Here is a 24,841-nt window from a genome sequence, read left to right as displayed (position 1 = left end):
CTTTTCGATTTTATAAAAAAGCAAAGCTTTTAGTTCCAGTTTTTGTTTTGTGGAATTCCTGAAGAATTGATAACCTTAGTAGGTATAGGCCACACATTCATATAGCTAGCATCAAATGTTCTAGCTGGCCATACAATTTTTGATGTGTATGGAGAATCTGGGTTAGATCTGTCATCATAAATTCTTCCGTAAATTGGCTGTGCGTAGGTCGCTTGTGCATCTCCCCAACGAACCAAATCAAAGTGTCTATTAGCAAATTCTCCTGCCAATTCTACTCTTCTTTCATGTTTTAGATCATCTATAGTAGCATTGGTTTTTGCTGCCAAACCAGCTCTTTGTCTTACTAAGTTTAAAGGAGCATCTCCATTTTTACCATCAGCAATTAAAGCTTCTGCTTTCATTAACAACACTTCTGCATAACGCATTAACGGCACATTGTAAACCGTTGTAGGGTTGTCTCCGTTTGTGTTTACTGTTTTACCAATAGCATCTGCTTCTCTAAACTCATACATGTATTTGTTAAACTGAAAACCCGATAAAGAATTCTCTGATTGGTACCTTTTAGCTTCTCCAAAATATCTAAAGTCATCACCAAAACTTAAAATAGTAACGGCTTTTCTAACATCTCCAGCTTCAAACTCATTATACAATCCTTCTGATGGTGTGTAATATCCCCATCCGTTAAATTTACCCCAACCTTTGTTTTCTAACATTACTCCTGTTAAAATACTACCTCTATCTACTCCAGAGTTTACAGACCAAATGTATTCACTTTCCCAGTTGTTTAAGTGACTGTGTAATTCTCTATAATCTGTGGCAGGATTGTCTGTATCAACCAAAGCTCTACCAGAACCAGAATTGGTTACCAAATCTGCATATTTAACAACTTCTGCATATTTACTAGCATCGTATTGTGCCCAGTATAAATTGGTTTTGGCAATGTAAGCCAAGGCAGCATCTTTGTGAGGTCTCCCAAAATCTTCTGCACCATATTCTGTAAACAAAGGCAGTAAATCCGCAGCTGTTTTTAAATCTTCAATAATCATTGCATAGTTTTCTTCTACACTAGCAGGTCTTGCATAACTTCCACCTGCATCAAACATATTATCTACAGTTACAATAGGGACTCCTCCGTTTGTATCATCACCATAAGTATGTGCAACCCAGAAGTACGCAAAAGCACGCATAAAATAAGCCTCTCCTAATACTCTGTTCTTTAATGTTTCGCTAATTTCCATGTCAGAAACATTTAACAAAACATCGTTTGCTCTTCTAATAATTTTATAACATTTTTCGTAACAAGTAGAAGTATAACTCCCTTCACTACCATTAATATTAAAATTCTTAATCACATCTGCAGTAGCTTTGGTACGACCTGTAATCATATCATCTGATGCATTGATGTACCAAAAGAAACCTCTACCAAACATTTCTTGATCGTGCATTAATTCATACAAACCATTAGCACCTTTTATTGCATCTGCTTCTGTTTTCCAGAAACTTTCATTAGACACAGCTCCTATTGGAGCTAAGTTTGTAAAATCATCTGAACAAGAGGTCAATCCAAAACTCATTAGTCCTAATGCAACAACTCCTATTTTTATATATTTATTTTTCATTTTTTTCTAAGTTTTTTAAAATTATAATGACATTAATAAACCAAATGACACTGTTCTTGCTACTGGGTATTTAGCAACATCTAATCCTTTTCCTCCTACTTCTGGGTCTAGACCAGAATAATCTGTAAAAGTGGCTAAGTTCTCTCCAGACACATAAAGTCTTAACGTAGATCCTTTTGCAACTTTGTCCATTACTTTTTTATCAAACGTATATCCTAAAGTGATGTTTTTAATTCTTAGATAAGAAGCATCTTCTAAATACCAGCTAGATGCTGTCCCAAAGTTTTTATTATCATCTTTTGTAGACAACACAGGAATACTTGCATTTGTGTTTGTTGGAGACCATGCGTTTAAGACTCTATTATCTAAGTTATATCCTGATAATGAAGCGTTGTATGTTGTGTATTTATACCCATTAAAAGCTTTAACACCTGCTACTCCTTGAAAGATCATTCCTAAATCGAATCCTTTGTAATCTAAATTCAATCCAAAATTATAGGTTAACTTAGGTTGGTAAGCATCGTAGTATTTTCTGTCTTGTTCAGAAATTTTACCATCATTATTGGTGTCTCCAAATTTAAAATCTCCTGGTTTTGCATTTGGCTGAATTAAGTTTCCATCTTTGGTATACGCATCTATTTCTGCTTGGTTTTGAAAAATTCCTAAATGTGGTACTAAGTAAGGCGTATATAATTCTCCACCTACTCTAGTTTGATAAGGTTTTAAAACTCCTCTTACATTGTCACCATGATCATATGTAACTTGTCCAATACCTGCATATCCATTTAAATTTTCTAATTCATTTTTAACAGAAGTTGCGTTTGCATTTACTCGGTAATTTACAGCACCAATCTTGTTCTTATAAGTTGCAGCCACTTCAAAACCTGTGTTTTTTACTTGTCCTCCATTTGCATCTGCAGGATTGATACCTTGGTTTAAATCTGCCAAACCTTTAATAATCATCCCTTTGGTCGTTTTCTTAAAATAATCTACCGTAATATTTAGACTATGATCTAATAAAGCAGCATCAAAACCAAAATCTAAAGACTCTACTCTTTCCCATTTTAAATCTGGATTTCCGTTTCTTGCAACATAACTACCAGAAGATGTATAAGAAGCATTGTCTCCTAACACTATATTTCTACTTGCAATTGGCACATCAAAAGAATAATAGTCTACAGATTTTATATTTCCTATTTGTCCCCATGATGCTCTTAATTTTAAATCGTTAATTGCATCCACATTAAAGAAAGACTCTTTAGACAATCTCCACCCTAAAGTAGCAGAGCTAAAGTTATCTGATTGATTTTTTGTTGCTAATCTTGATGATTCATCATTACGGTAACTTGCAGATACATAATATTTGTTTCCGTAGTTGTACATTACTCTAGCTATTGCAGATGTTAAAGCATCTTGAAAAGGACTGTTGGTAGGTTTTAAAATTACCTCTGCATTTTGTAAATATTGGTTGTACGTTTCTTCTGATGAAAACCCTGTTCCTTTTACAGATGTAAAATCTCCAGTTGTTTTTTGTGCAGAATAAATAGCTGTTGCATTAATGTTGTGTTTTCCAAAAGCTACGTCGTAAGTTAATTGGTTGTCCCAAATCCACTTTCCTATGGTTCTGTTTTCTTCTAATAAAGAATTTTGAGTACTACTTCTTCCTAGTTCTGGAACCACTCCATAAAACTCTTTCTTTTCTTCGTGACTATAAGAGTAAAAATAATTGGTTTTAAAAGACAAACCTTTTAACACATCGTACTTTAAATACGCATTGATACTTGTAAAAGTTCTAGGTGATTTTTTGTTTGGTCTTAACAACAACGCTAATGGATTGTAAGTATCACCATATGCTCCTGCAAAACCTCTTAATTCATCAGTATCTGGTGCTGTTCCAGAAAAACTTCCATCTGCATAACGAGTTGGAGAAGCAGAAGGCATGTAAATTGCATTGATAATAGTTCCTGAATATGGGTTGTCGGTATCCGTACCATAAGCCTCATCTCTAGACATATAAACATTCTCTCCAATAGTAATTTTATCTGTTAAATTGTAATCTGACTTTACTCTTAAGTTGTAATTTTCAGAACTAGTTCCTTCTAACAAACCTTCTCTATTTCTATATGCAAAAGAAGTATAGTAGTTAAAATCTTTACCGGCTCCACTTAAATCAACATTAATGTTATTTACTTTGGCATCTCTAAAAATAGCATCTACCCAATTGGTACGGTTTACTTGTCCATAAGGATTTTGACTAGCATCGTGAGCAGATTGTCTTGGTGTCCCTGCATTGTCCGCAGCTGTATTGTAAACATCTGCTTGTTGTTTTGCCGTTAATGGAGTAGGTAAATTAGTTGCTGTCTGAATTCCAGTATAATAATTAACTCCTATTCTTGGTTTTCCTATTTTTCCTTTTTTTGTTTCTATTACAATAACTCCTGATGCTGCTTGAGCTCCATAAATTGCCGCAGAAGCTGCATCTTTTAAAACGGAAATAGATTTAATATCATTTGGATTAATTTCTGGTCCATTGTAAGGTATTCCATCTACAACAACCAAAGGAGATTCTCCATTAAAAGTACCAATACCTCTAATTTTAATATCTGCTGTTTTGGTAGGATCTCCTCCAGAGCTTAACACAGTTACCCCTGCAATATTCCCTTGTAAAAAATCTTTGTAGTTAGAAACAGGTCTACTTGTAATAGTTCCTACATTGTTAGCCGTTCCAATAGCAGATGTTAAATCTCCTTTTTTAGAAGATCCGTATCCAATTAATACAATTTCATCTAAATCGCTAGCCAAATCACCTAATACAATCTCTAATTTTTGATCACCTGCATAGTTAATGATTTGTGTTTCGTACCCTAATGAAGATATTTCTACAACACCTTTGTTTTGTTTTGATTGAATTACAAATTGTCCATCAAAATTAGTAATAGTTGTTGTTCCTTGTCCTGCCTGACCTTTAAGTACAATATATGCACCTGGCACTGGCATTTGATCTGCTTTAGAAACCACGGTTCCTTTAACAGTTACTTGCGCTATAGAATGCGACATACATCCTATTACAAATAGCAAAAATAAATAAGCTTTTTTCATTTAAAATTTTAGTTTATGATTTGTTTCAAAAGTAGTTTTAGGACTAAAGAATAAGGGGTGATTTTGTATGGCCAAAGGGTAATTTTGTTTCTAAAACACCTTTAAAAACTTATAAAAAGTAGGTGTTTTAGCACACTAACAATTAGGTAACATTGAGGTAATCCTACGGTAATCCTTACAAGGTTTCATTTTGACTCTTAAACGCTTTGGGACTTAAACCAAAATATTTTTTAAAGGACTTTCCAAAATACTTTGGGTCATTAAAACCACATTCGTAACTAATTTCTGAAATATTTAGATTCTTGTTCTTTAACAAATATTCAGCTTTTTGAAATCTAAGAGATGTAATTACATCGGACGGAGATTGTCCTAAAATATCTTTAAACAAACGGTAACATTTTACTCTAGAAATAGACAGTTGATCTATTAGCATTTCTACATTAAAATTAGAGTTGGACAATTCCCTTTTTATAATTTCTAAACTCTTTTTAATCAGCTTATCATTTCCTGTTTCTAACTCTTGATCTTCTGTTAAAATTTGAAAAATATTTTTTTGTAGTTGATGAGTTTCCACATTCTCTTTAGGTTGTGTAAGTGCAGCTATTTTTTTCTTAATGTAACTCTCACTTGCTGGCAATTGAATTACAGCATCTATTCCATATTCTACAGATTGTTCTTGCAGTGTGTAGCTTATTTCTTCGGATATATATACAAAAGGGCTTTCCTTTTTGGTTTCTTTAGATTTAAATTTGTTAAAAAAGCCTACTAATTGTTTGGTAAAAGGAGTTTGGTACAATACCAATACATCAATATTAATTTGTTGCATCGCAGACATTAAATCCGAAACTGAGTTTTCGAATATTAAGTTACTTTGTTTGTCTTCTAATAACTGCTTTACAATGTCTACATTTTCATCATTAGACAACACCAAAATATTTCTTTTTCCGTTATTTAACAATTCCTGATCGTTCATGTGTTTCCAAGAAATAGTTTCTGTTTGTTTAAAATCCGGATTCATTTTGAATAATGGAATTTTAAAACTTAGTACAAAATCTTGCTCTTTTTGCAGACTAAAAACTCCACTTAAATCTGTTAACAGGGTTTTTACCGCTTTAAAGTAAGGACTGTACCTAACCACATGATCCCAGTTGCTGATTAACAATTCGCTATTGGATATTACCTTTAGTTCTAAGGCATTGTTTTGGTACACAAAAGCTATATCTAACTTGCTTTTTTTATCAGAATACTTTACAAGGTCTCCTAAAAAATATTGTATCAACAACCTTATTCTTAAAACATCTACTTCTACCCAAGTAATATCTTTGTCTATATGGCTTATAAAGTTGACTTGATTTTTTTGTGCCGATTTTTTATTATTTTCTAAAATGTTTTTTAAAATAGGGAATAGGTTTACTATACTATTTTTAACAGCCCCCAAATCTTTTACATGATCTAAATAATCCCATTCTGACAACAAATTAATCATGCTTGTTGCTTGGTTTATTATCTGTTCTTTTGCCTTTGTATCTCCTTCTATTTTGGCACTAGTTCTAATAATTTTGGATACTGGTTCTTGAAATTCTGAAAGCACAAAAGATTTAAATTTTTCCAGTTCAAAATCTTCATTTTTTAAACTGTTATGTAACTCCAATAGTTTTTCTTTTTGATGAGAGACTTCTTTGTTTTTTTCGTCTAATTCTTTATTTGCTTTTAATAAATCTTGTTTTTGATTTTCTATAACCTGTGTTCTGTCTATTATTTTTTGTTCTAATCTTTCTTTTAACTTTTTATTACTTTTATTTCTAATCCAAAAAACAACAACTACTGTTACCATAAATAGTAAAGAAATTATGATATAAAAGCCTATAGTTTCGTACAACGCTTTCTCTATTTTTAGTGTAAAATAAGAATTACTAGGAATATTATCTCTAACAGATTTTACATAAAACTCATAATTTCCAGAAGGTAAATCATGATAATCAATCACTTGTGTTTCTAACAACCTCCAATCAACATCAAAACCCTCTAATTTAAAATAGATTTGCTCTTTACGACTACTAGGAAAAGTAATAGTACTTACATTTACTTTTACGTCATTATTGCTATGTTTTTTTACAAGTTGTTTTGCATAATTTTCATTATCGTCTATTTTTAATTTAATTTTTGACTTGTATTCTTTTCCTCTAATTGTACTAGGATTAAAATAATTTAATCCATTTACTCCTGCAAAGAACAACATCCCTTTTGGATCTTGATAATACGCTCCTTCTGAAAACTCAGGAGCTTGCCAACCTTCATTGGGGTTAATAGTTGTTACTTGATAAGTCGCTTTATCTACAAATGCCAAACCTTTGGTAGTACTTAACCAAACCTTGTCCTCTGCATCTATTAAACCGTATACCATATGACTAAACAGACCATTTTGTTCTGTTATGTTTTTTACAATCCCTTTTTCTGCATTGTATATGGTAATTCCACCTAATGAAGCGATCCAATAATTATTGGTGTTTTTGTCTTTTAAAACAGAATAAATACTATTGTCTAAAACTCCTTTACTCGTATTTATTTTTGTGAGACTTCCATTATTGGTATTTAACACTAAAACCCCATTAAATTCTGTCGCTAAAATTAACTCATCACCTTCTATTTTAATATTTCTTATGTGATAAGAGCTTAGTGTATCTTGACCTTTAAAGACTTCAAATTTATTTCTGACCAAATTAAATTTTGCTACTCCTCCCCAGCATCCAATCCATAGGTTTTTGGAATCATCTTCGCAAATAGAATAACTTCTATTATTAGGCAATTCTTTTATAGTTTCTGCATTATGTAATTCATACTCCCCATTACTAAAAACACGAATTAAACCTGCATAAGATCCAGCCCAAACACTATCATCCGATGCTGTAAATAAACTTCTAATACGTTCCCAATTTACATTGTCTTTAGCTTCTGGAATAATGTATTTTATATAACATTCCGTTTTATTACTGTAATAGTAAAGTCCTTTATTATAATACCCCAACCACAATTGACCTTTGTTTTTTTTGGTAATTGCTCTAATCGTTTCATTGGGTAAATGAGGGTATTTTATAGGATGAGGAGTTACATAATAAATAAGCTCTGAGTCTTTATAAGCCATACTTAAACCACCATCTTTATGCCCCAACCACACGTTATTAAACATGTCTAAATGAAGTCGATCTACTTCATTGCTATTAAAAGTATAAGGAGAGTATTTATCAACAATATAATGGTCTATATGATTGTTTTGAATATTATTGTGATGGTTTGGAATAATATAAACACCGTTACGTCTGGTGGCAAACCATATATTTCCTTTTTTATCTTTTAAAACATCGTTAATTATAATAGTGGGGTATTTTTCTAAAAGAATTTTGCTAAAAGAGTTGTAATTATCACTTTTTTGGGCAATTGTTTTTTTTGCCACAAACACATTGTCTAAATATTCATAAGTTCTTTTGTTTGTATACGCTATAATGTTGTTAGACGTAGACAACCCTATTGAATTTATAGGTTCGTTTTTAAAACTAAAATTTTTAAACAATCCATTTCCAATGTACTTACTCGTTTTACCCTGACTAGTTTTTACCCAAATAGCACCTTGACTGTCTTTTTTAATATCATAGATATAATTTCCTGCAATAGAAGTACTATCGTTTACAATATGTTTATAAACCACAAATTCATTTCCATCAAAATAATTTAATCCATCTAAAGTCGCAATCCACAACCCCCCATTTTCATCATTTTCTATATCTAAAATAGAATTGTTTGATAAGCCTTGATTTGTAGTGTATGTTTTAAATTTAATTTCTTGACCTAAAGCAAAAAAAGAAACAAAAGAGTATAAAAAAAAGATCCAGAACTTCATAATCGTGTCGTTAGTGACCGACAAGAATACAGCAATTGCATTACTTTAACATCAAGTAAGCATTAAGTTCTTATGATTATTTTTGATCTATAGTAACCAATAATTTAAAAGTAGAAAAGAAAAACAATAATAAATAAGATTGATAAATTACCCAAAACCAAATGTTTTTTAAATTGATTTGAAAGATAGAATTATCCGACATTAAAATATTTCCCGTATTTATTTTCCAAAGCTGAAGCCCTACGTATAAAAAAGAAAATAACAGAAAACTATTCAGCAAAATGATTGCTATTTTTTGATAGAGCTTTAACTGTTTACCAAAAGAATTTTTAAAATAAAAAGCAGACAACCAAAACCAAACATAAAAAGGAAAAATCCATAAAATAGTAGGCACATAAAAGAGGGTTGTAAAAAGAACTCCTTCAGAAAAAATTAGCATCGAAAAAAGAGCCAATAAAAAGGCTATGATTTTAATTTTCATGCGTTAAAATTTTTGATAAAGAATCCATTATTTTTTGAGTAGCACCTAAATTTTTAGCAACATAATTTTTAGTGATTCCTGACTTTTTTAACCTCACTACTGCATCTTGATAAATAATCTGTAATACTTTAGATAATTCATTAGCATTAGCAACACTTACACAACCCTCTAACGCAACCAAATCTTGCACCTCTTTAAACTTTTTAAAATTAGGACCAATAACAATTGGCAATCCATAAGTTGCTGCTTCTAAAGTGTTGTGCACTCCACTTTTGGTATAGCCTCCACCAATATAAGCTACATTTGCATATGCATATATTTTAGATAAAATTCCAATAGTATCTACTATAAAAACAGTATAGTTGCTCATGTCTTTACTCCCCATTTCAGAATACAAAACCACTTCTTTTTTAAGACTATTTTTTAGTTTTAAAACTCCATCTTTTGTAACGTTATGTGGGGCAATAATAAACTTTTCTTTGTCTGATGCTTTTGTGTTTATGTAGCTCACCAATTGTTCTTCATCTTCTGGCCAAGTACTACCTGCTACTAATAAATAAGCTTCGTTTTTAAAGTCGTTTACAAACGGTAATTTTTCATTAGCTTCTACTAATTTTTGAACCCTATCAAAGCGAGTATCTCCTGCTACGGTAACTTTATTAATATTTATTGAGTTTAATAATGTTTTAGAAACATCATCTTGCACAAAAAAATGCTGAATGGTTTGCAAATGTTTACGCATCCAAAAACCATAGGGTTTAAAAAACGATTGATCTTCTCTAAAAATTCCAGAAATCAAAAAAGCAGGAATGTTTTGCTTCTCTAATTCGTTTAAATAATTTGGCCAAAATTCATATTTTATAAAAATGGCAACTTTTGGCTCCACCATTTTTAAAAACTTTTTAGCATTACCAATAGTATCCATTGGCAAATAACAAATAGTGGTTACTAATTCATAATCCTTTCTGATTTCATAACCAGACGGCGAAAAAAAAGTCAACACAATTTGATAGTTAGGATATTCCTTTTTTATTTCTTCAATTACAGGTCTCCCTTGCTCAAATTCTCCTAAAGAAGCTGCGTGAATCCAAACTACAGGTTTTTTAGCATCTATAGATATTTTAATTTCATCAAAAACATTTTTTCTACCCGCTACAAAAAGTTTGATTTTAGGGCTAAAAAAAGCAACTCCTTTTAATACAAAAGAAGCCATAATAATAAGTAAATTGTATAAAAACCTCATAACAGCAAAGCTAAAAAATTAGCATTGTGTTTACCTATATTGACGTTTAATTTTTTAATTTGGAATGTCTTTTGATATTATCTATCAGAAGCTAAACAGAAAAAGATATGAAACAACTTATATATATTGTTTTTTTTATTGGATTTGTAGTAAACGCTCAACAAAACAGGGCTTATAAAGATGGTGAAAAAATTAAATTTAGAATACATTACGGAATTATTAATGCAGGGTATGCTAGTATTCAAGTACAAGAGACCACTATAAACAATCAAAAATACGAGCATGTAATTGGAAAAGGATGGACAACAGGTATGCTTAGATGGGTTTTTCCTGTAGAAGATGATTATCAATCTTTTATTAATAAAAAAACAGGACTTCCAACTAGAGCCATCAGAAAAATAAAAGAAGGTAAATACACCAAAAATGTAGAGTTGTTTTTTGAAAAAGATAGCGTATTAACTGTAGATCATAAACGCAACAAAGAAAAAAGAGTGGCAGCAAAAGACGTTCAAGATATGATTGCTGCTTTTTATTATTTAAGAAATAATGTTCCCGACAGTTTAAAAGTAGATGAATCTATTGCTATGAATTTGTTTTTTGATCATAAAAAATTCCCTTTTAAGCTAACAAAACTTAGAAAAGAAAACCTAAAAACCAAGTTTGGAGACGTTGAGTGTTTTGTCTTTAGACCCATGGTACAATCGGGTAGAGTTTTTAAAGAAAAGGAAAGCCTTAGCATATGGATTACCGCAGATAAAAACAGAATTCCTGTAAGAATACAAGCCGATTTGGCTGTAGGTTCTTTAAAAGCAGATATTGATGAGTACAAAGGTTTATTACATCCCTTTAACGCTCAATAAAATTCATAAAATAATTGTACTTTTGGCAGCTAGAAATATAGACACAGAATGTTAAAAAAAATCACCCTTTTAAGCCTTATTTTACTAACTATTTATTCTTGTCAATCTAAGGAAGAAAAATCCGGTGAGCAGAGTGATTCCCCTACCATTGTTAAAAAACCTAAAGTTTCTAAAAAGTTTTTTGGTTACAGTTTAGAGAATTTTAAAATTGTAAAAAACGAAATTAAAAGAGGAGAAACTTTTGGAACTATTTTAGACGAACATCACGTATGGACACCTAAAATATATGAAATAGCAAACACCATTAAACCAGACTTTGATGTTAGAAGACTAAGAGCGGGTAAAAACTACACCATTTTGGCAGCAAAAGATTCCACCGAAAAAGCACAGGTATTTATTTATCAGCATGATTTGGTAAATTATTCTATTGTAGATTTTAGAGACTCTATTTACACCAAAACGGTAAAGAAAAAAGTTATTACGCAATTAAAAACAGCATCGGGAATTATTACAAGCTCTCTTTCTCAATCTTTAGACGAGAAACACATAAGTCCTGTTGTTGCAAATGATTTGTCTGATATTTACGCTTGGACCATTGACTTTTTTAGACTTCAAAAAAACGATCGATTTAAAGTTATTTTCGAACAAAAATACATTAACGATACTATACCTGTAGGAATTGGTAGAATTAAAGCTGCCTATTTTGAACATGTAGGAAAACCATTTTATGCCTTTAACTATATACCTGATTCTATAACAGGTATTGAGGAATATTTTGATGATGAAACCAATAATTTAAGAAGAGCATTTTTAAAAGCTCCTTTAAAATTTAGTCGAATTTCTTCTAAGTACAACCTTAAAAGAAGAATTGCTTTTTATGGTAGAATAAAGCCTCACCTAGGAACTGATTTTGCTGCCCCTGTAGGAAGTCCAATTATGAGTACTGCCAACGGAAAAGTTATTGAATCTAAGTACAGAGGTGGAAATGGAAATTACGTTAAAATTAGACACAATGCCACCTATACAACCCAATACCTTCACATGAAAAAAAGAAACGTAAAAGTAGGTGATTACGTTAAACAAGGTGATGTTATTGGATGGGTTGGAATGACAGGAAATACATCTGGACCTCACGTATGTTACCGTTTTTGGAAAAACGATAGACAAGTAGATCCTTTAAAAGAACAACTTCCTGCCGCAAAACCTATGAAGAAAGAAATTCAACAAAAATATTTAACTCATATAGCTCCAATTAAAAAAGAATTGGATGCCATACCCTATTAAACCAAAAACATACTACAATGTCTTTACAAAACATCAACCCAACCACAACCAATGCTTGGAAAAAATTAGAAGCACATTTTACAACTGCTCAAGATTTAGAACTAAAGGAATTATTTGCAAATGATAAAAATCGTGATGCAAACTTTACCATTACTTTAGACGATTTAAAGTTGAACTATGCCAAAAATAGAGTTTCTAAAGAAACTATGGATTTGTTAGTAGCGTTGGCCAACGAAACAGGATTGTCTAATGCTATAGAACAATATTTTGGCGGAGAAATTATAAATGCTACAGAAGGTAGAGCTGTACTACACACTGCTTTAAGAAACAATAGTGGAAACGCTGTAATTTCTGAAGGAGAAAATGTAATGCCAGAGGTTATCAAAGCCAAAGAAAGCATCCAAGCTTTTACAGAAAAAGTAATTTCTGGTAATTGGAAAGGATATACAGGAAAAGCAATTACAGATATTGTAAACATTGGTATTGGAGGTTCTGACCTTGGACCTAATATGGTTGTTGATGGATTGCAGTACTACAAAAACCATTTAACCACTCATTTTGTTTCTAACATTGATGGAGATCATGTTTCTGAAGTGATTAAAAAATTAAATCCAGAAACTACCTTATTTGTAATTGTGTCTAAAACTTTTACAACTCAAGAAACCATAGGTAATGCTGTAACTCTTAAAGAATGGTTTTTACAAACAGCCAGCAATTCTGACGTAGCAAAACACTTTGTTGCAGTTTCTACAAATTTAGAAGCAGTTGCTGAATTTGGAATTGCATCAGAAAACGTGTTCCCTATGTGGAACTGGGTAGGTGGTCGTTTTTCTTTATGGTCTGCAGTTGGTTTGTCTATTGCTTTATCTGTAGGATATGACAATTATGCTGAATTATTAAATGGTGCTTATCAAATGGACAACCATTTTAAAACAGCCGATTTTGATAAAAACATTCCTGTTGTTTTGGCCTTATTAAGCATTTGGTATAATAACTTTTATGGAGCAGAAAGTGAAGCTGTTTTGCCATATACACAATATTTAAATACGTTGCCATCTTACTTGCAACAAGCGTTTATGGAAAGTAACGGTAAATCTGTAGACAGAAACGGTAAATCTGTAGATTATCAAACAGGAACTATTATTTGGGGAGCTGCCGGAACCAATATGCAACATGCTTTTATGCAATTGGTACATCAGGGTACTAAATTAATTCCATGTGATTTTATTGGATTTAACGAATCTTTATACGGTAAAGTAGATCATCATAAAAAATTAATGGCAAACTTTTATGGTCAGCAAGATGCACTATGTTTTGGAAAAACTAAAGAACAAGTTTTAGAAAGCGGAGTAGCTCCTAACGCTGTAGAATTACCTTTTAAAGTATTTACAGGAAACAGACCTAGTAATTGTATTACAGCAAACAAACTAAGTCCTAATAGCTTAGGGAAAATGATTGCTATGTACGAACACAAAATATTTGTACAAGGTATTATTTGGAACATCTATAGCTTTGATCAGTTTGGAGTCGAATTAGGAAAAGAAATGGCAAAAAAGCTATTAAAATAAAAAAAGAATTCACTATCTTATAAAAGCCTAACAATCAAATGTTAGGCTTTTTTTTGGCACTTGTATTGATGTAAAACTTTTGTAACCAAAACGATTAGATCATGAAACTAAAAAAAAATCCAAAAGCCAATCTAGAACATTACAGCGGAATCTTTACGCTGTTAGGACTTGTCTTAACGCTTTTTATCACTTATACTTTTCTAGAGCATAAATCTTATGCTGCCATAAAAAAAGAATCTGACATTACAATTAAATACAATACAGATGATACCAAAACCATTGCATTTAAAAGGATTAAAAAACAACCTAAAAAGCTTGAAACTCCTATTTTAAAAGAGCCTGTTGTTGAGGTTGAAAAACAAAAAAAGTCTACAAAAATTATAGATCCCAATCATGTTAAAAAAGTTGATAACAACACAAAAGTAAAAGAGACTACACTGATTAAAGAAGAGAAATCCGTCACCAATAGTAATGAAGATTTAAAAAACATAGAATATTTTGATGATGTAGTAGAATATGAACCCGAAACTATAAACTATGTAAGCGTAGAGAACATTCCCGTATATCCTGGTTGTGAAAAATATATGTATGACAGAGAAAAATCTAAAAAATGCTTTAGTAAAAAGATCTCTAAATTCTTTGGGAAAAATTTTGATATTGATTTAGCTAGCAAGCTTAACCTAGTGGGCTTACAAAAAATAGATTGTCAGTTTATTATAGATCACAATGGGGAGGTTAGCCCCGATATTAAAACAACTAAAACACATCCAGAATTGGAGAAAGAAATTAAGCAAGTACTCAGTGATTTACCCAAAATGAAACCTGCAAAACAAAATGGAAAAACTGTAAATTTAATTTACACCTTACCTGTTCGGTTTTTAGTAGAGTAAAAAAGAAAGCCCTATTCTATACAGAACAGGGCTTTTATATAGTAAAAGAATATATTTCTTATTTGCTTAAATCTACTTTAGAAATACGTAATGTATTCACATCACCTTTTTCCATAATTGGAGTAGATGTTAAGTTTACAACAATATCCCCTTCTTGTAAATATCCACTTTCTAAAGCGATATTATTTACATCTCTAATAATATCAGTAGAGAAAGGAGTGTTTGGCTCGTAAAATCTACCTTTTACCCCCCACATAATATTCATCATCCCTAAAGTTCTTCTGTCTGAAGAGAATGCTAAAATTTGAGATTTTGGTCTTAATGCAGAAATTTGTTGAGCAGTATAACCAGAGTTTGTAATTGTTGAAATTACTTTTGCATTGATATCATCTGCAACCAAAGCAGCTTGATGACAAATAGCATTAGAAATAGCTCTATCAGAATCTGTATCTGGTTTTGGAGATTCTCTTGGTACTTCAATTAAACTAGAGTTTTCAACATCTAAAATAATTTGTCTCATCACCTTAATTACTTCGTTTGGGAACGCTCCAACAGAAGTTTCTCCAGATAACATTACTGCATCTGCACCATCCATAATAGAGTTTGCAACGTCATTTACCTCAGCACGTGTTGGCACAGAGTTTTCAATCATTGTTTCCATCATTTGCGTAGCAATTACTACAGGAATCTTAGCTTCTTTACATTTTCTAACTAACATTTTTTGAGCCAATGGTACTTCAGACATAGGAATTTCAACACCCAAATCTCCACGAGCTACCATAATAGCATCTGTGTTTGCTATAATAGCATCAATATTTTCTAAAGCTTCTGGCTTTTCAATTTTAGAGATTACTCTAGTTCTGTATACAGAAGTATCAGAGTTTTCTGCAATTAATTTATGTATATCATCTAAATCTGCAGGGTTACGCACAAAAGATAAAGCCATCCAATCTACGTTTAAGCTCAATGCAAATTTTGCATCTTTAATATCTTTTTCTGTTAATGCAGGTAAAGAGATATTTGTGTTAGGTAAGTTTACTCCTTTTTTAGATTTTAAAGGACCTCCTCTTAATACTTTAGTAGTAACTAAATCAATACCATTAGTAGCAGTAACTTCAAACAATAATTTACCATCATCTACTAATATTTTCTCACCAACCTTTACGTCTTTTGGAAAACGTTGGTAAGTCATAAAAGCTTTTTCTTGATTTCCTTCACCCTTTTCAGTAGTAAAGTTAAAAACATCACCTGGAGCTAATTCAACTCCTTCAGCCATTACACCAACGCGTAATTTTGGACCTTGTAAGTCAGCTAAAATTGCAACATTAAAATCTAATTCCTCGTTTAATTCTCTAATTAATCTAACATTAGTTGTAACATCGTCCTCATCTGCATGAGAAAAATTAATTCTGAATACATTTACTCCAGAAATCATCAATTCTCTTAGCTTTTCTTTCTTACCCGTTAAGGCAGGACCTAATGTAGCTACAATTTTGGTTTTTTTAGTCTGTGACATATTTTAAAAAATTAAGTATTCTTTATGGTTTAACTTATGAGTGTCTACTGAATACGCAGTAACCACCCCATTTAATTTATTTATTTGTTGTAAAAGATGTTTTAGCTTAGTGCTTAAAATATCTCCTTGTACTTTTATCACAAAATCAGCCTCTTTTACTTCTGGCTGTAAATATACATAAGAACTTGCAAAAGATTCTTCTGTATGAAACAATCCTAATGAATTGCCTTTTGGAGCTTTTACTTTGAACTTATTTTTGATTAAATACCAGTCTATTAAATTTTTACTATCCTGATATTCAAAAGATGAAAAAAAAGCTTTCTTGCCCTCTATCACATAATCCAAATCAGGAACGGTTCTCTTAAAATGAAAACCTAAATCATTATTTAACAAATAAGCTAGTTTATAATCTTGTAATACGGTATGAACAGCGATTAACTGGTAATCTTGCTCATCAAAATCACAGAATGTTAAAAAATTAGCCGCCATAAAAACTACGTATTTATACGTAAAAATACAAGAACGAAATTAGTTAATAGTATTCAATCAAAATTAAATTATACAATAATAAAACGCAAACGTTATAGTAATTTTTCTATTTCAGATTGAAACACAAAGTAAGCTCTTTTGGCAGCCATTTCTTCTGCTCTTTTTTTAGATGTGGCTCTTCCTTTAGACACCACTTTGTTGTCTACAAATAGTTTTACACTAAAATGTTTTACATTTTGATTTCCTGAATCTTCGTAAATCTCAAAATTTAAATCTCGTTTAATTTTTTGAGACCATTCAATCAATACTCCTTTATAACTTGTTATTTTTCCTTCAAGCTTTTGTATATCTACATAAGCATTTATTACTTTTTTAGTAATAAATTTTTCACAATAATTATAGCCTCTATCTAAATAAATTGCTCCTATTAAAGCCTCAAATAAATTTCCATGAATATTGTTTCCTATTTTAGACTTTGAAATTCTAGTATCTAAATAATCTAACAATTCTAAATCTTTACCCAACTCATTTAAATGTTCTCTGCTTACTATTTTAGATCTCATTTGTGTTAAATATCCTTCGTTAGCCTCAGGTACTTCACTAAACAAATAAGCGGCAATAATAGAACCTAACATAGAGTCTCCTAAATATTCTAGTCTTTCAAAATTAACAGGATGCCCGTCTTTATCTTTAAGCTGTAAAGATGTATGAGTAAAAGCTCTTTTATAGTGGTCTAAATTTTTAGGAACAAACCCTATAATTTTTTTTATTTGTGTATAAAAAATCTCGTCCGATGTGGAACGAGATTTTTTGATATTTTTAAAGAACTTCAAAAGTCTTAAGCTTCTAATTTTTTAAACAACACACAAGCATTGTGCCCTCCAAATCCAAAAGTATTACTCATTGCAACTTTAACGTCTCTCTTTTGAGCCTTGTTAATTGTTAAGTTTAATTTTGGATCAATGTTTTCATCTAACACAGCATGATTAATCGTAGGTGGTACCACTCCGTACTCCATAGCCAATACAGAAGCGATTGCTTCAATAGCTCCAGCAGCACCTAACAAGTGACCAGTCATAGATTTTGTTGAGTTGATGTTTAAGTTATAAGCGTGCTCTCCAAATACTTTTTGAACCGCTTTTAATTCAGCAACATCTCCTAAAGGTGTTGATGTCCCATGCATATTAATCGCATCTACGTCTTCTGGAGTTAATCCAGCATTCTGTAAACAGTTTTGCATTACTTTGGTTGCTCCCAATCCTTCTGGATGTGGTGCTGTTAAGTGATGTGCATCAGCAGATAAACCACCTCCTGCAACTTCACAATATATTTTTGCTCCTCTGGCAACAGCGTGCTCATATTCTTCTAAAATAAGAGCTCCACCACCTTCACCCATTACAAAACCGTCACGGTCTTTGTCAAATGGACGAGATGCCGTAGCAGGATCATCATTTCTTTGAGACAACGCATGCAAGGCATTAAATCCTCCCATAGCAGCTCCTGTTACAGAGGCTTCTGAACCTCCAGTAACAATTACATCAGCATGCCCTAAACGAATATAGTTTAACGCATCTATAATTGCATTTGCAGAAGATGCACATGCAGATACTGTTGTAAAGTTTGGCCCTCTAAAACCATATTTTATAGATATGTGTCCTGGTGCAATATCAGCAATCATTTTTGGAATAAAGAACGGGTTGAATTTTGGTGTTCCATCACCATTTGCATACTCAACAACTTGTTGTTCAAAAGTATCAATTCCTCCAATTCCACATCCCCAAATAACACCTACTCTGTCGGGATCTACATTTTCTACATCTAGCTTAGAGTTTACAATTGCTTCATCAGCAACCACCATCGCGTACTGCGTAAACTTATCCATTTTACGAGCTTCTTTTCTGTGAATAAAGTCATTCACATCAAAATTCTTCACCTCGCATGCAAAACGAGTTTTGAACTTGGCAGCATCAAAGTGTGTTATAGGAGCAGCACCGCTTTTCCCATTCACTAAACCATCCCAATACTCTTCTATATTGTTACCGATTGGTGTCAATGCACCAAGTCCAGTTACTACAACTCGTTTCAATTTCATAAATAGATAATTTTCTAATTACTTTGCTGCTTCAATAAAGCTTACTGCTTGACCTACTGTACCAATGTTCTCAGCTTGATCGTCTGGAATTTGAATATCAAATTCTTTTTCGAATTCCATAATTAATTCAACAGTATCTAAAGAATCTGCTCCTAAATCGTTTGTGAAGCTTGCCTCAGCAGTTACTTCGTTTTCGTCAACTCCTAATTTATCAACGATAATTGCTTTTACTCTTGATGCAATGTCTGACATAATATTATTATTTAATTAAGTTTAAAACCGGGACAAAAATAAAAAACTTTTGTTTCTGCGAACAATGTTTGTGGAAAATATATTCACTAAGATATAAAAAATTATCACATCTTTGTACTAAGATTTTGCACACTTAACACACATCAAGATATTTAAAAACCTCTCTAAAGTCAATAAAACATGATTAAAATTGCCATTCTAGCTTCCGGATCTGGATCAAATGCAGAGAACATTGCACAGTATTTTTCTACCCATAAAAATGTTAAAATCACCTACATTTTGAGCAACAAAAAGGATGCTTTTGTGCTAGAAAGAGCAAAAAAACTCGGAATTAAGAGCAAAGTTTTCTCTAATAAAGAGATGAAAGAGCAAGTTGACCTCTTAAACTTATTAAAAGTTGAAGCTGATTTTATTATTCTAGCAGGTTTTTTATTAAAAGTTCCTGAAAACATTATCAAAGCTTTTCCTGATAAGATTATAAACATACACCCCGCATTATTACCCAATTATGGAGGAAAAGGAATGTACGGAATGCACGTACACCGTGCTGTAAAAGAGAATAATGAAAAAGAGACCGGGATCACCATTCATTACGTAAATGAAAATTATGACGAAGGAGCTATTATTTTTCAGGCATCCACTGCTTTAACATCAGAAGATACCGCAGAAGACATTGCTGCTAAAATTCATTTACTAGAACAAGAACATTTTCCTAAAGTAATTGATGGAGTAATTAATAAATAAGTTATTTATGGCTAAAAGTAAAAAATACTATGTAGTGTGGAACGGTAAAACCAAAGGTGTTTTTAACAGTTGGAATGACTGTAAAAAACAAATTGATGGTTACCAAGGTGCACAATATAAGTCTTTTACCTCTAAAGAAGAGGCCACTATTGCTTTTACCAAAACTTATGAAGAATACAAAGGTAAAGACACCAAAAAACCTGTAATAGACAAAGAGTTATTAGCTAAAATAGGACAACCTAATTTAATTTCTATTAGTGTAGATGCTGCTTGTAGTGGTAACCCTGGCTTAATGGAATATAGAGGTGTAAATACCAAAACCAAACAACAACTGTTTATTCAGGGCCCTTTTAAAGAGGGGACTAATAATATTGGCGAATTTTTAGCCTTGGTGCATGGGTTGGCTTATTTGCAAAAAATAAATCAACCTACATTGCCTATTTATTCAGATTCTAGAACTGCCATTGCTTGGGTTAAAGCCAAACAATGTAGAACTAAAATAATGCCCTCTGCAGAAAACAAACTTCTGTTTGACTTGATCAAACGTGGTGAAAAATGGTTGCAAGAAAATACATTTAAAAATCCTATTTTAAAATGGGAGACCAAAGTCTGGGGAGAAATTCCAGCTGATTTTGGGAGGAAATAGAAAAAGAATCTATCATCCTCTTGAATTGCTTGTTCACGACTCTGCTCGAATGCCTTTAAAATTTAGGTCATTGAGCGGATTCAATACATAATCATATTTACACTGATTGTCTAAATTATTCCAATCCCAATTCTTTTCTTAAATATACATCAGCATTGCTGTTTTTTTGCCAGTAAGCGACATTCATGCTCTTTTTTAACGTAGCTTTAGTGGTTAATATTTTTTCTTTAGCTCCCCAACCACTTTTATAAGTATCTGTCCATTCTACTATTTTATAAGGAAAAGCGTTTTCAAAAGTTATTTTTAAAACTCTGTTTAAAGTAGGATACGTTAATTTATATATTGTAGTTGTTTCTCCTTTGCTAATTTTTGCTTCTGCCTGATAATCTTTTACCTCATTGTGAGAAAATCTTAAATACACAAAACCTGGAATTATTTTAAATTCCCCTTTTGGTAATGCATTGGGAGTTAGTCTTATTTTAGACCAAATATCATCTTCTAAAAGAATATTTTTTGTTAATTTTTTATTTTTAAAAGAAGCTCCTTGAAAATAAGAGGAATTGTTTATTTCAAACTCTTCATCATTATTTTTTAACTCTATATACTCATGCCCACACCATTCTTGCGTTGATGAACTAATTTTTAACGAGGCCGTAGGCTCATCAACAGGTAAAAAACTACTCGTCATTACAGAGTACGGGTAAATTCCTGTATTAAATTTTCTGGTAGCGTTTAGCTTTAATACACTTGTGTTTTTAGAATTTTGATGATCTGCTTTTGTGTTGTGTTTTTTAGAAAAAGGTTCTGTTACAAAAATAGTTACCGCATCTCCTTTTCTAATTTCCCCATATCGTTCTTGCTCTAAAATGTAACTAGTTATTTCTGCCTTTCCACTGTACCAATAATTTTTAAACTGTTGATTTACTTTTGTTTTTACCGTTTTTTGAGCAACTACATTAGTTGCAATTAATAAGAATAAATAAACAATATGTTTCATAGTTGTGTTTTTTAGTAGGTCGAGACAAATTGACTTAGGTTACACCACTAATTTAGTTATTTTTGTGGCAGAATTGATACTATGGAAGAGTTTGATTTTTTAGCAACAACACCTCAAAGCTTTGATGAGCAAACACTTGCTGTTTTTCAACATCAGGCAAAGAATTGTAAGGTTTATAGAGATTTTATAGGGTATTTAAATATCAATCCTAAAAAAATAACTTCTCCTAAAGAGATTCCTTTTTTACCTATTCAGTTTTTTAAAAGTCATCAAATTATTAGTGGTAGTGAGTCTATACAAGAAACTTTTTTAAGCAGTGGAACTACAGGGACCAGTCAGAGCAAACATTTTGTAACCAATATTTCTTTGTACGAAAAAAGCTATTTAAACGCTTTTGAACAGTTTTACGGAGATATTACAGAATATACCATTTTGGCATTATTACCTTCTTATTTAGAACGCAAAGGATCTTCTTTAATCTATATGGTAGAAGATATTATCAACAAATCTGAAAACCCAAATAGCGGATTTTATTTACACAACCACAAAGAGTTATTTGACAAACTACAAGAGCAGGAAAAACAACAAAAAAAAACCTTACTAATTGGTGTTTCTTTTGCCTTATTAGATTTTATAGAGAAATATCCGTGCGAGTTACAACACACTGTTGTTATGGAAACGGGTGGAATGAAGGGAAAGCGTAAAGAAATGATTCGTGAAGAATTGCATGAAGAACTTAAAAAAGGTTTTGGAGTGCAAAAAATTCACTCAGAATACGGAATGACAGAATTGCTAAGTCAGGCTTATTTTGATGAGTCGCAAAAATTTAACTGTCCGCCTTGGATGAAAATTTTAATTCGTGATACCGAAGATGCCTTATCTTTATTACCCAATGAAAAAAGTGGAGGAATTAATGTGATTGATTTGGCAAACTACAACTCTTGTTCTTTTATAGCAACACAAGATTTAGGTAAAGTTTATAACGATGGTACTTTTGATGTTTTAGGAAGATTTGACAACTCAGACATTAGAGGTTGTAATTTGTTGATACAGTAAGTTAGCCAACTCATTTGTAATCTCTTAAACTTCTATTCGACTACACTTTCATAACAAAAACTCACTATTTATGAAACAGATAGCCTTTTTATTTACCTTATTGATCACTACCGTTTTTTACGGTCAAAAAAAAGATTACAATCTTAAAAAAGGATATGTTGCCGAAGGGTACGATGTGGTTTCTTATTTTGATAACAACGCTGAAGAGGGAGAAAAAGAATTCACCACCACTCACGATGGTGCAAAATTTAAGTTTGTAAGCAAACAGCATTTAGAAACTTTTAAAAAGAATCCTAAAAAATATATTCCTCAATACGGAGGTTGGTGCGCTTATGCCTTGGGAGAAAGCAACACTAAATACGACATCAATCCAAAGACTTTTGAAATTAGAGACGGAAAATTATACTTGTTCTACAATTCTTGGGGAACAAATACTTTAAGTAAATGGACAGAAGAAAATCCTGAAAAACTAAGAAAACAAGCTGATAAAAACTGGTCGTCTTATCAAGAATAAGCTTAATATATTAACACAAAAAAGCCTTTTGCAAATGCAAAAGGCTTTTTTTATACCTTAAAAAAAATATTAAACTACTTGTAGCAGGTAATAATTTTTCTTTCCTCTTTGTAACAATACATAAGCACCCGCAATTAAATCTGCTTCGGTAATTTTGTAATCTTCTTTTACTTTTTCTTTATTTACAGATATTGCATTTTCTTTCAACGCACGTCTGGCATCAGAATTAGAGTTTAAGAAATTAGTTTTTGCTGCCAAAGCACCAATCATATCCAAACCTTCATCCAAATCAGCTTTGGTAACTTCTGCTTGTGGCACTCCTTCAAATACATCTAAGAAGGTCTGCTCATCTAAAGATTTTAAATCTTCTGAAGTAGATTTTCCAAATAAAATAGACGATGCTTTTAAAGCCTTATCTAAATCTTCTTGAGAATGCACCATTACCGTCACTTCCTCAGCCAATTTCTTTTGCAACAAACGTAAATGTGGAGCTTCGTTATGTTCCTTAATTAACGCTTCTATTTCTTCTTTAGATAAGAAGGTGAACTTCTTAATAAAGTTTTCAGAATCTTCATCCGATGAATTTAACCAATATTGGTAAAATTTATATGCCGATGTTCTGTTTTTATCCAACCAAATATTTCCTCCTTCAGATTTCCCAAATTTGGTTCCATCAGCCTTCGTAATTAACGGGCAAGTCATAGCATACGCTTTTCCTTGCGCTGTACGTCTTACCAATTCTGTTCCTGTAGTAATATTACCCCATTGGTCAGAACCTCCCATTTGTAATTTACAATTCATAGTTTTGTACAAGTGCACAAAATCATATCCTTGAAACAATTGGTAAGTAAACTCTGTAAAACTCATTCCATCAGCACCATCTTCTCCTGTAAAACGTTTTTTTACAGAATCTTTAGCCATCATATAGTTCACTGTTAAGTGCTTTCCAATATCACGAACAAAATCTAACAAAGTAAAATCTTTCATCCAGTCGTAATTGTTCACCAATTCCGCTGCATTTTCTCCTTTGGTATTAAAATCTAAAAAACGCTCTAACTGACCTTTAATTCCAGCAACATTAACTGCCAAAGATTGCTCATCTAACATATTACGTTCTGCAGATTTTCCAGACGGATCTCCAATCATACCAGTTGCACCACCAATTAAAGCAATCGGCTTGTGCCCTGCTTTCTGAAAATGCATCAATACAATAATCGGAATTAAACTTCCAATATGTAAAGAATCTGCCGTAGGATCAAAACCAATATATCCTGCAGTTACTTCTTCTGCCAATTGCTCTTCAGTCCCAGGCATAATGTCGTGCATCATTCCTCTCCACTTTAATTCTTCTACAAAGTTGTAAGTCATTTCTAAAAATTTTGAGCAAAGATACTTTTTCAATTTACAAATAACAACATGACCTTAATTTTTACGTGGGCATTTCCCTGAAACAAATTCAGGGTCGGGCTTTCCGTTGTATCTTTTGGTTTTCTCAAACACAAAAGGATGCCACTGCAATCCCTAATGCAAAAAAGAATTTCTTCTTCACTCCTTAAATTCTTAACTACAATAACTTCTACAACTCTTCGTTACTTA

20 protein-coding genes are annotated in these 24,841 nt (G+C 31.9%); 8 read left to right on the top strand and 12 right to left on the bottom strand.

Annotated elements, in window-relative coordinates:
• Window positions 1-29 precede the first annotated feature (29 nt).
• From FHR24_RS02190 to FHR24_RS02170, 5 genes are all read right to left on the bottom strand, one after another.
• Window positions 30-1,619 carry a RagB/SusD family nutrient uptake outer membrane protein gene (locus FHR24_RS02190; protein ID WP_167183208.1) on the bottom strand — a complete coding sequence of 530 codons (1,590 nt, stop codon included), beginning with the start codon at window positions 1,617-1,619 and terminating at the stop codon, window positions 30-32.
• Window positions 1,620-1,640: 21 nt separating this feature from the next.
• Window positions 1,641-4,718, bottom strand: coding sequence for a SusC/RagA family TonB-linked outer membrane protein (locus tag FHR24_RS02185; protein WP_167183206.1), 3,078 nt, complete (start codon window positions 4,716-4,718; stop codon window positions 1,641-1,643).
• Window positions 4,719-4,893: 175 nt separating this feature from the next.
• Window positions 4,894-8,613 (bottom strand): AraC family transcriptional regulator, encoded by a 3,720-nt coding sequence (locus FHR24_RS02180; RefSeq protein ID WP_167183203.1) that lies wholly within the window; start codon window positions 8,611-8,613, stop codon window positions 4,894-4,896.
• Window positions 8,614-8,689: 76 nt separating this feature from the next.
• The gene (locus FHR24_RS02175) at window positions 8,690-9,094 is read right to left on the bottom strand and encodes a hypothetical protein (RefSeq protein ID WP_167183200.1); all 405 of its coding nucleotides are present in this window, start codon (window positions 9,092-9,094) and stop codon (window positions 8,690-8,692) included.
• Window positions 9,084-10,337 carry a 3-deoxy-D-manno-octulosonic acid transferase gene (locus tag FHR24_RS02170; RefSeq protein ID WP_167183197.1) on the bottom strand — a complete coding sequence of 418 codons (1,254 nt, stop codon included), beginning with the start codon at window positions 10,335-10,337 and terminating at the stop codon, window positions 9,084-9,086. Before FHR24_RS02170 ends, FHR24_RS02175 begins: the two co-directional genes overlap by 11 nt.
• A 107-nt stretch (window positions 10,338-10,444) precedes the next feature.
• Between FHR24_RS02170 and FHR24_RS02165 the strand changes: the two genes are divergently transcribed.
• The 4 genes from FHR24_RS02165 (at window position 10,445) to FHR24_RS02150 (ending at window position 14,939) form a co-directional block, all read left to right on the top strand.
• A complete protein-coding gene (locus FHR24_RS02165; protein ID WP_167183194.1) occupies window positions 10,445-11,197 on the top strand; it encodes a DUF3108 domain-containing protein in 753 nt (250 codons plus the stop codon).
• A gap of 48 nt (window positions 11,198-11,245) precedes the next feature.
• Window positions 11,246-12,481 (top strand): peptidoglycan DD-metalloendopeptidase family protein, encoded by a 1,236-nt coding sequence (locus tag FHR24_RS02160; RefSeq protein ID WP_167183191.1) that lies wholly within the window; start codon window positions 11,246-11,248, stop codon window positions 12,479-12,481.
• Window positions 12,482-12,498: 17 nt separating this feature from the next.
• On the top strand, window positions 12,499-14,049 hold the full coding sequence (gene pgi / locus FHR24_RS02155; RefSeq protein ID WP_167183188.1) for a glucose-6-phosphate isomerase: 1,551 nt from the start codon (window positions 12,499-12,501) through the stop codon (window positions 14,047-14,049).
• Between the two features lie 101 nt (window positions 14,050-14,150).
• Window positions 14,151-14,939, top strand: coding sequence for an energy transducer TonB (locus FHR24_RS02150; RefSeq protein WP_167183186.1), 789 nt, complete (start codon window positions 14,151-14,153; stop codon window positions 14,937-14,939).
• Between the two features lie 58 nt (window positions 14,940-14,997).
• Here the strand turns inward: FHR24_RS02150 and pyk are convergent, their stop codons facing one another.
• The 5 genes from pyk to FHR24_RS02125 all read right to left on the bottom strand — a co-directional run bounded on the left by pyk (window position 14,998) and on the right by FHR24_RS02125 (window position 19,288).
• The gene (gene pyk, locus FHR24_RS02145) at window positions 14,998-16,455 is read right to left on the bottom strand and encodes a pyruvate kinase (RefSeq protein WP_167183183.1); all 1,458 of its coding nucleotides are present in this window, start codon (window positions 16,453-16,455) and stop codon (window positions 14,998-15,000) included.
• A 3-nt stretch (window positions 16,456-16,458) separates the two neighbouring features.
• A complete protein-coding gene (locus FHR24_RS02140) occupies window positions 16,459-16,944 on the bottom strand; it encodes an IPExxxVDY family protein (protein WP_167183180.1) in 486 nt (161 codons plus the stop codon).
• 92 nt (window positions 16,945-17,036) lie between these two features.
• Window positions 17,037-17,777 (bottom strand): ribonuclease III, encoded by a 741-nt coding sequence (rnc, locus tag FHR24_RS02135; RefSeq protein ID WP_167183178.1) that lies wholly within the window; start codon window positions 17,775-17,777, stop codon window positions 17,037-17,039.
• 5 nt (window positions 17,778-17,782) lie between these two features.
• Window positions 17,783-19,036, bottom strand: coding sequence for a beta-ketoacyl-ACP synthase II (fabF, locus tag FHR24_RS02130; protein ID WP_167183175.1), 1,254 nt, complete (start codon window positions 19,034-19,036; stop codon window positions 17,783-17,785).
• Between the two features lie 18 nt (window positions 19,037-19,054).
• Window positions 19,055-19,288, bottom strand: a complete 234-nt coding sequence (locus FHR24_RS02125) for an acyl carrier protein (RefSeq protein ID WP_068828135.1) — start codon at window positions 19,286-19,288, stop codon at window positions 19,055-19,057.
• A gap of 180 nt (window positions 19,289-19,468) precedes the next feature.
• Between FHR24_RS02125 and purN the strand changes: the two genes are divergently transcribed.
• Window positions 19,469-20,032, top strand: a complete 564-nt coding sequence (gene purN / locus FHR24_RS02120; RefSeq protein ID WP_167183172.1) for a phosphoribosylglycinamide formyltransferase — start codon at window positions 19,469-19,471, stop codon at window positions 20,030-20,032.
• A 7-nt stretch (window positions 20,033-20,039) separates the two neighbouring features.
• On the top strand, window positions 20,040-20,678 hold the full coding sequence (locus FHR24_RS02115; RefSeq protein ID WP_167183168.1) for a ribonuclease H1 domain-containing protein: 639 nt from the start codon (window positions 20,040-20,042) through the stop codon (window positions 20,676-20,678).
• A 115-nt stretch (window positions 20,679-20,793) separates the two neighbouring features.
• Here FHR24_RS02115 and FHR24_RS02110 read toward each other — a convergent pair whose 3' ends face one another.
• Window positions 20,794-21,675, bottom strand: a complete 882-nt coding sequence (locus tag FHR24_RS02110) for a septum formation inhibitor Maf (protein ID WP_167183165.1) — start codon at window positions 21,673-21,675, stop codon at window positions 20,794-20,796.
• A gap of 81 nt (window positions 21,676-21,756) precedes the next feature.
• On the opposite strand from FHR24_RS02110, the gene FHR24_RS02105 reads away from it, so the two are divergent.
• A complete protein-coding gene (locus FHR24_RS02105; RefSeq protein ID WP_167183162.1) occupies window positions 21,757-22,731 on the top strand; it encodes an acyl transferase in 975 nt (324 codons plus the stop codon).
• A gap of 70 nt (window positions 22,732-22,801) precedes the next feature.
• Entirely contained in the window at window positions 22,802-23,245 is a 444-nt protein-coding gene (locus FHR24_RS02100; RefSeq protein ID WP_167183159.1) for a YHS domain-containing (seleno)protein, read from the top strand.
• Window positions 23,246-23,314: 69 nt separating this feature from the next.
• On the opposite strand, the gene tyrS is transcribed toward FHR24_RS02100, so the two are convergent.
• Window positions 23,315-24,613: a tyrosine--tRNA ligase gene (gene tyrS / locus FHR24_RS02095; RefSeq protein ID WP_167183156.1), complete on the bottom strand. Its 1,299-nt coding sequence runs from the start codon at window positions 24,611-24,613 to the stop codon at window positions 23,315-23,317.
• Window positions 24,614-24,841 lie beyond the last annotated feature (228 nt).

The organism is Wenyingzhuangia heitensis (genome assembly GCF_011762155.1).
Taxonomy (GTDB): Bacteria; Bacteroidota; Bacteroidia; order Flavobacteriales; family Flavobacteriaceae; genus Wenyingzhuangia; species Wenyingzhuangia heitensis.
The sequence above is the reverse complement of the archived record's forward strand: the minus strand, read 5'-3'. Positions and strand labels throughout refer to the sequence as shown.

Excerpts from the sequence above, each read along its gene's own strand:
- FHR24_RS02190 (WP_167183208.1), bottom strand. The coding sequence starts at position 1,619 with ATGAAAAATAAATATATAAAAATAGGAGTTGTTGCATTAGGACTAATG.
- FHR24_RS02185 (WP_167183206.1), bottom strand. The coding sequence starts at position 4,718 with ATGAAAAAAGCTTATTTATTTTTGCTATTTGTAATAGGATGTATGTCG.
- FHR24_RS02180 (WP_167183203.1), bottom strand. The coding sequence starts at position 8,613 with ATGAAGTTCTGGATCTTTTTTTTATACTCTTTTGTTTCTTTTTTTGCT.
- FHR24_RS02175 (WP_167183200.1), bottom strand. The coding sequence starts at position 9,094 with ATGAAAATTAAAATCATAGCCTTTTTATTGGCTCTTTTTTCGATGCTA.
- FHR24_RS02170 (WP_167183197.1), bottom strand. The coding sequence starts at position 10,337 with ATGAGGTTTTTATACAATTTACTTATTATTATGGCTTCTTTTGTATTA.
- FHR24_RS02165 (WP_167183194.1), top strand. The coding sequence starts at position 10,445 with ATGAAACAACTTATATATATTGTTTTTTTTATTGGATTTGTAGTAAAC.
- FHR24_RS02160 (WP_167183191.1), top strand. The coding sequence starts at position 11,246 with ATGTTAAAAAAAATCACCCTTTTAAGCCTTATTTTACTAACTATTTAT.
- pgi (WP_167183188.1), top strand. The coding sequence starts at position 12,499 with ATGTCTTTACAAAACATCAACCCAACCACAACCAATGCTTGGAAAAAA.
- FHR24_RS02150 (WP_167183186.1), top strand. The coding sequence starts at position 14,151 with ATGAAACTAAAAAAAAATCCAAAAGCCAATCTAGAACATTACAGCGGA.
- pyk (WP_167183183.1), bottom strand. The coding sequence starts at position 16,455 with ATGTCACAGACTAAAAAAACCAAAATTGTAGCTACATTAGGTCCTGCC.
- FHR24_RS02140 (WP_167183180.1), bottom strand. The coding sequence starts at position 16,944 with ATGGCGGCTAATTTTTTAACATTCTGTGATTTTGATGAGCAAGATTAC.
- fabF (WP_167183175.1), bottom strand. The coding sequence starts at position 19,036 with ATGAAATTGAAACGAGTTGTAGTAACTGGACTTGGTGCATTGACACCA.
- FHR24_RS02125 (WP_068828135.1), bottom strand. The coding sequence starts at position 19,288 with ATGTCAGACATTGCATCAAGAGTAAAAGCAATTATCGTTGATAAATTA.
- purN (WP_167183172.1), top strand. The coding sequence starts at position 19,469 with ATGATTAAAATTGCCATTCTAGCTTCCGGATCTGGATCAAATGCAGAG.
- FHR24_RS02115 (WP_167183168.1), top strand. The coding sequence starts at position 20,040 with ATGGCTAAAAGTAAAAAATACTATGTAGTGTGGAACGGTAAAACCAAA.
- FHR24_RS02110 (WP_167183165.1), bottom strand. The coding sequence starts at position 21,675 with ATGAAACATATTGTTTATTTATTCTTATTAATTGCAACTAATGTAGTT.
- FHR24_RS02105 (WP_167183162.1), top strand. The coding sequence starts at position 21,757 with ATGGAAGAGTTTGATTTTTTAGCAACAACACCTCAAAGCTTTGATGAG.
- FHR24_RS02100 (WP_167183159.1), top strand. The coding sequence starts at position 22,802 with ATGAAACAGATAGCCTTTTTATTTACCTTATTGATCACTACCGTTTTT.
- tyrS (WP_167183156.1), bottom strand. The coding sequence starts at position 24,613 with ATGACTTACAACTTTGTAGAAGAATTAAAGTGGAGAGGAATGATGCAC.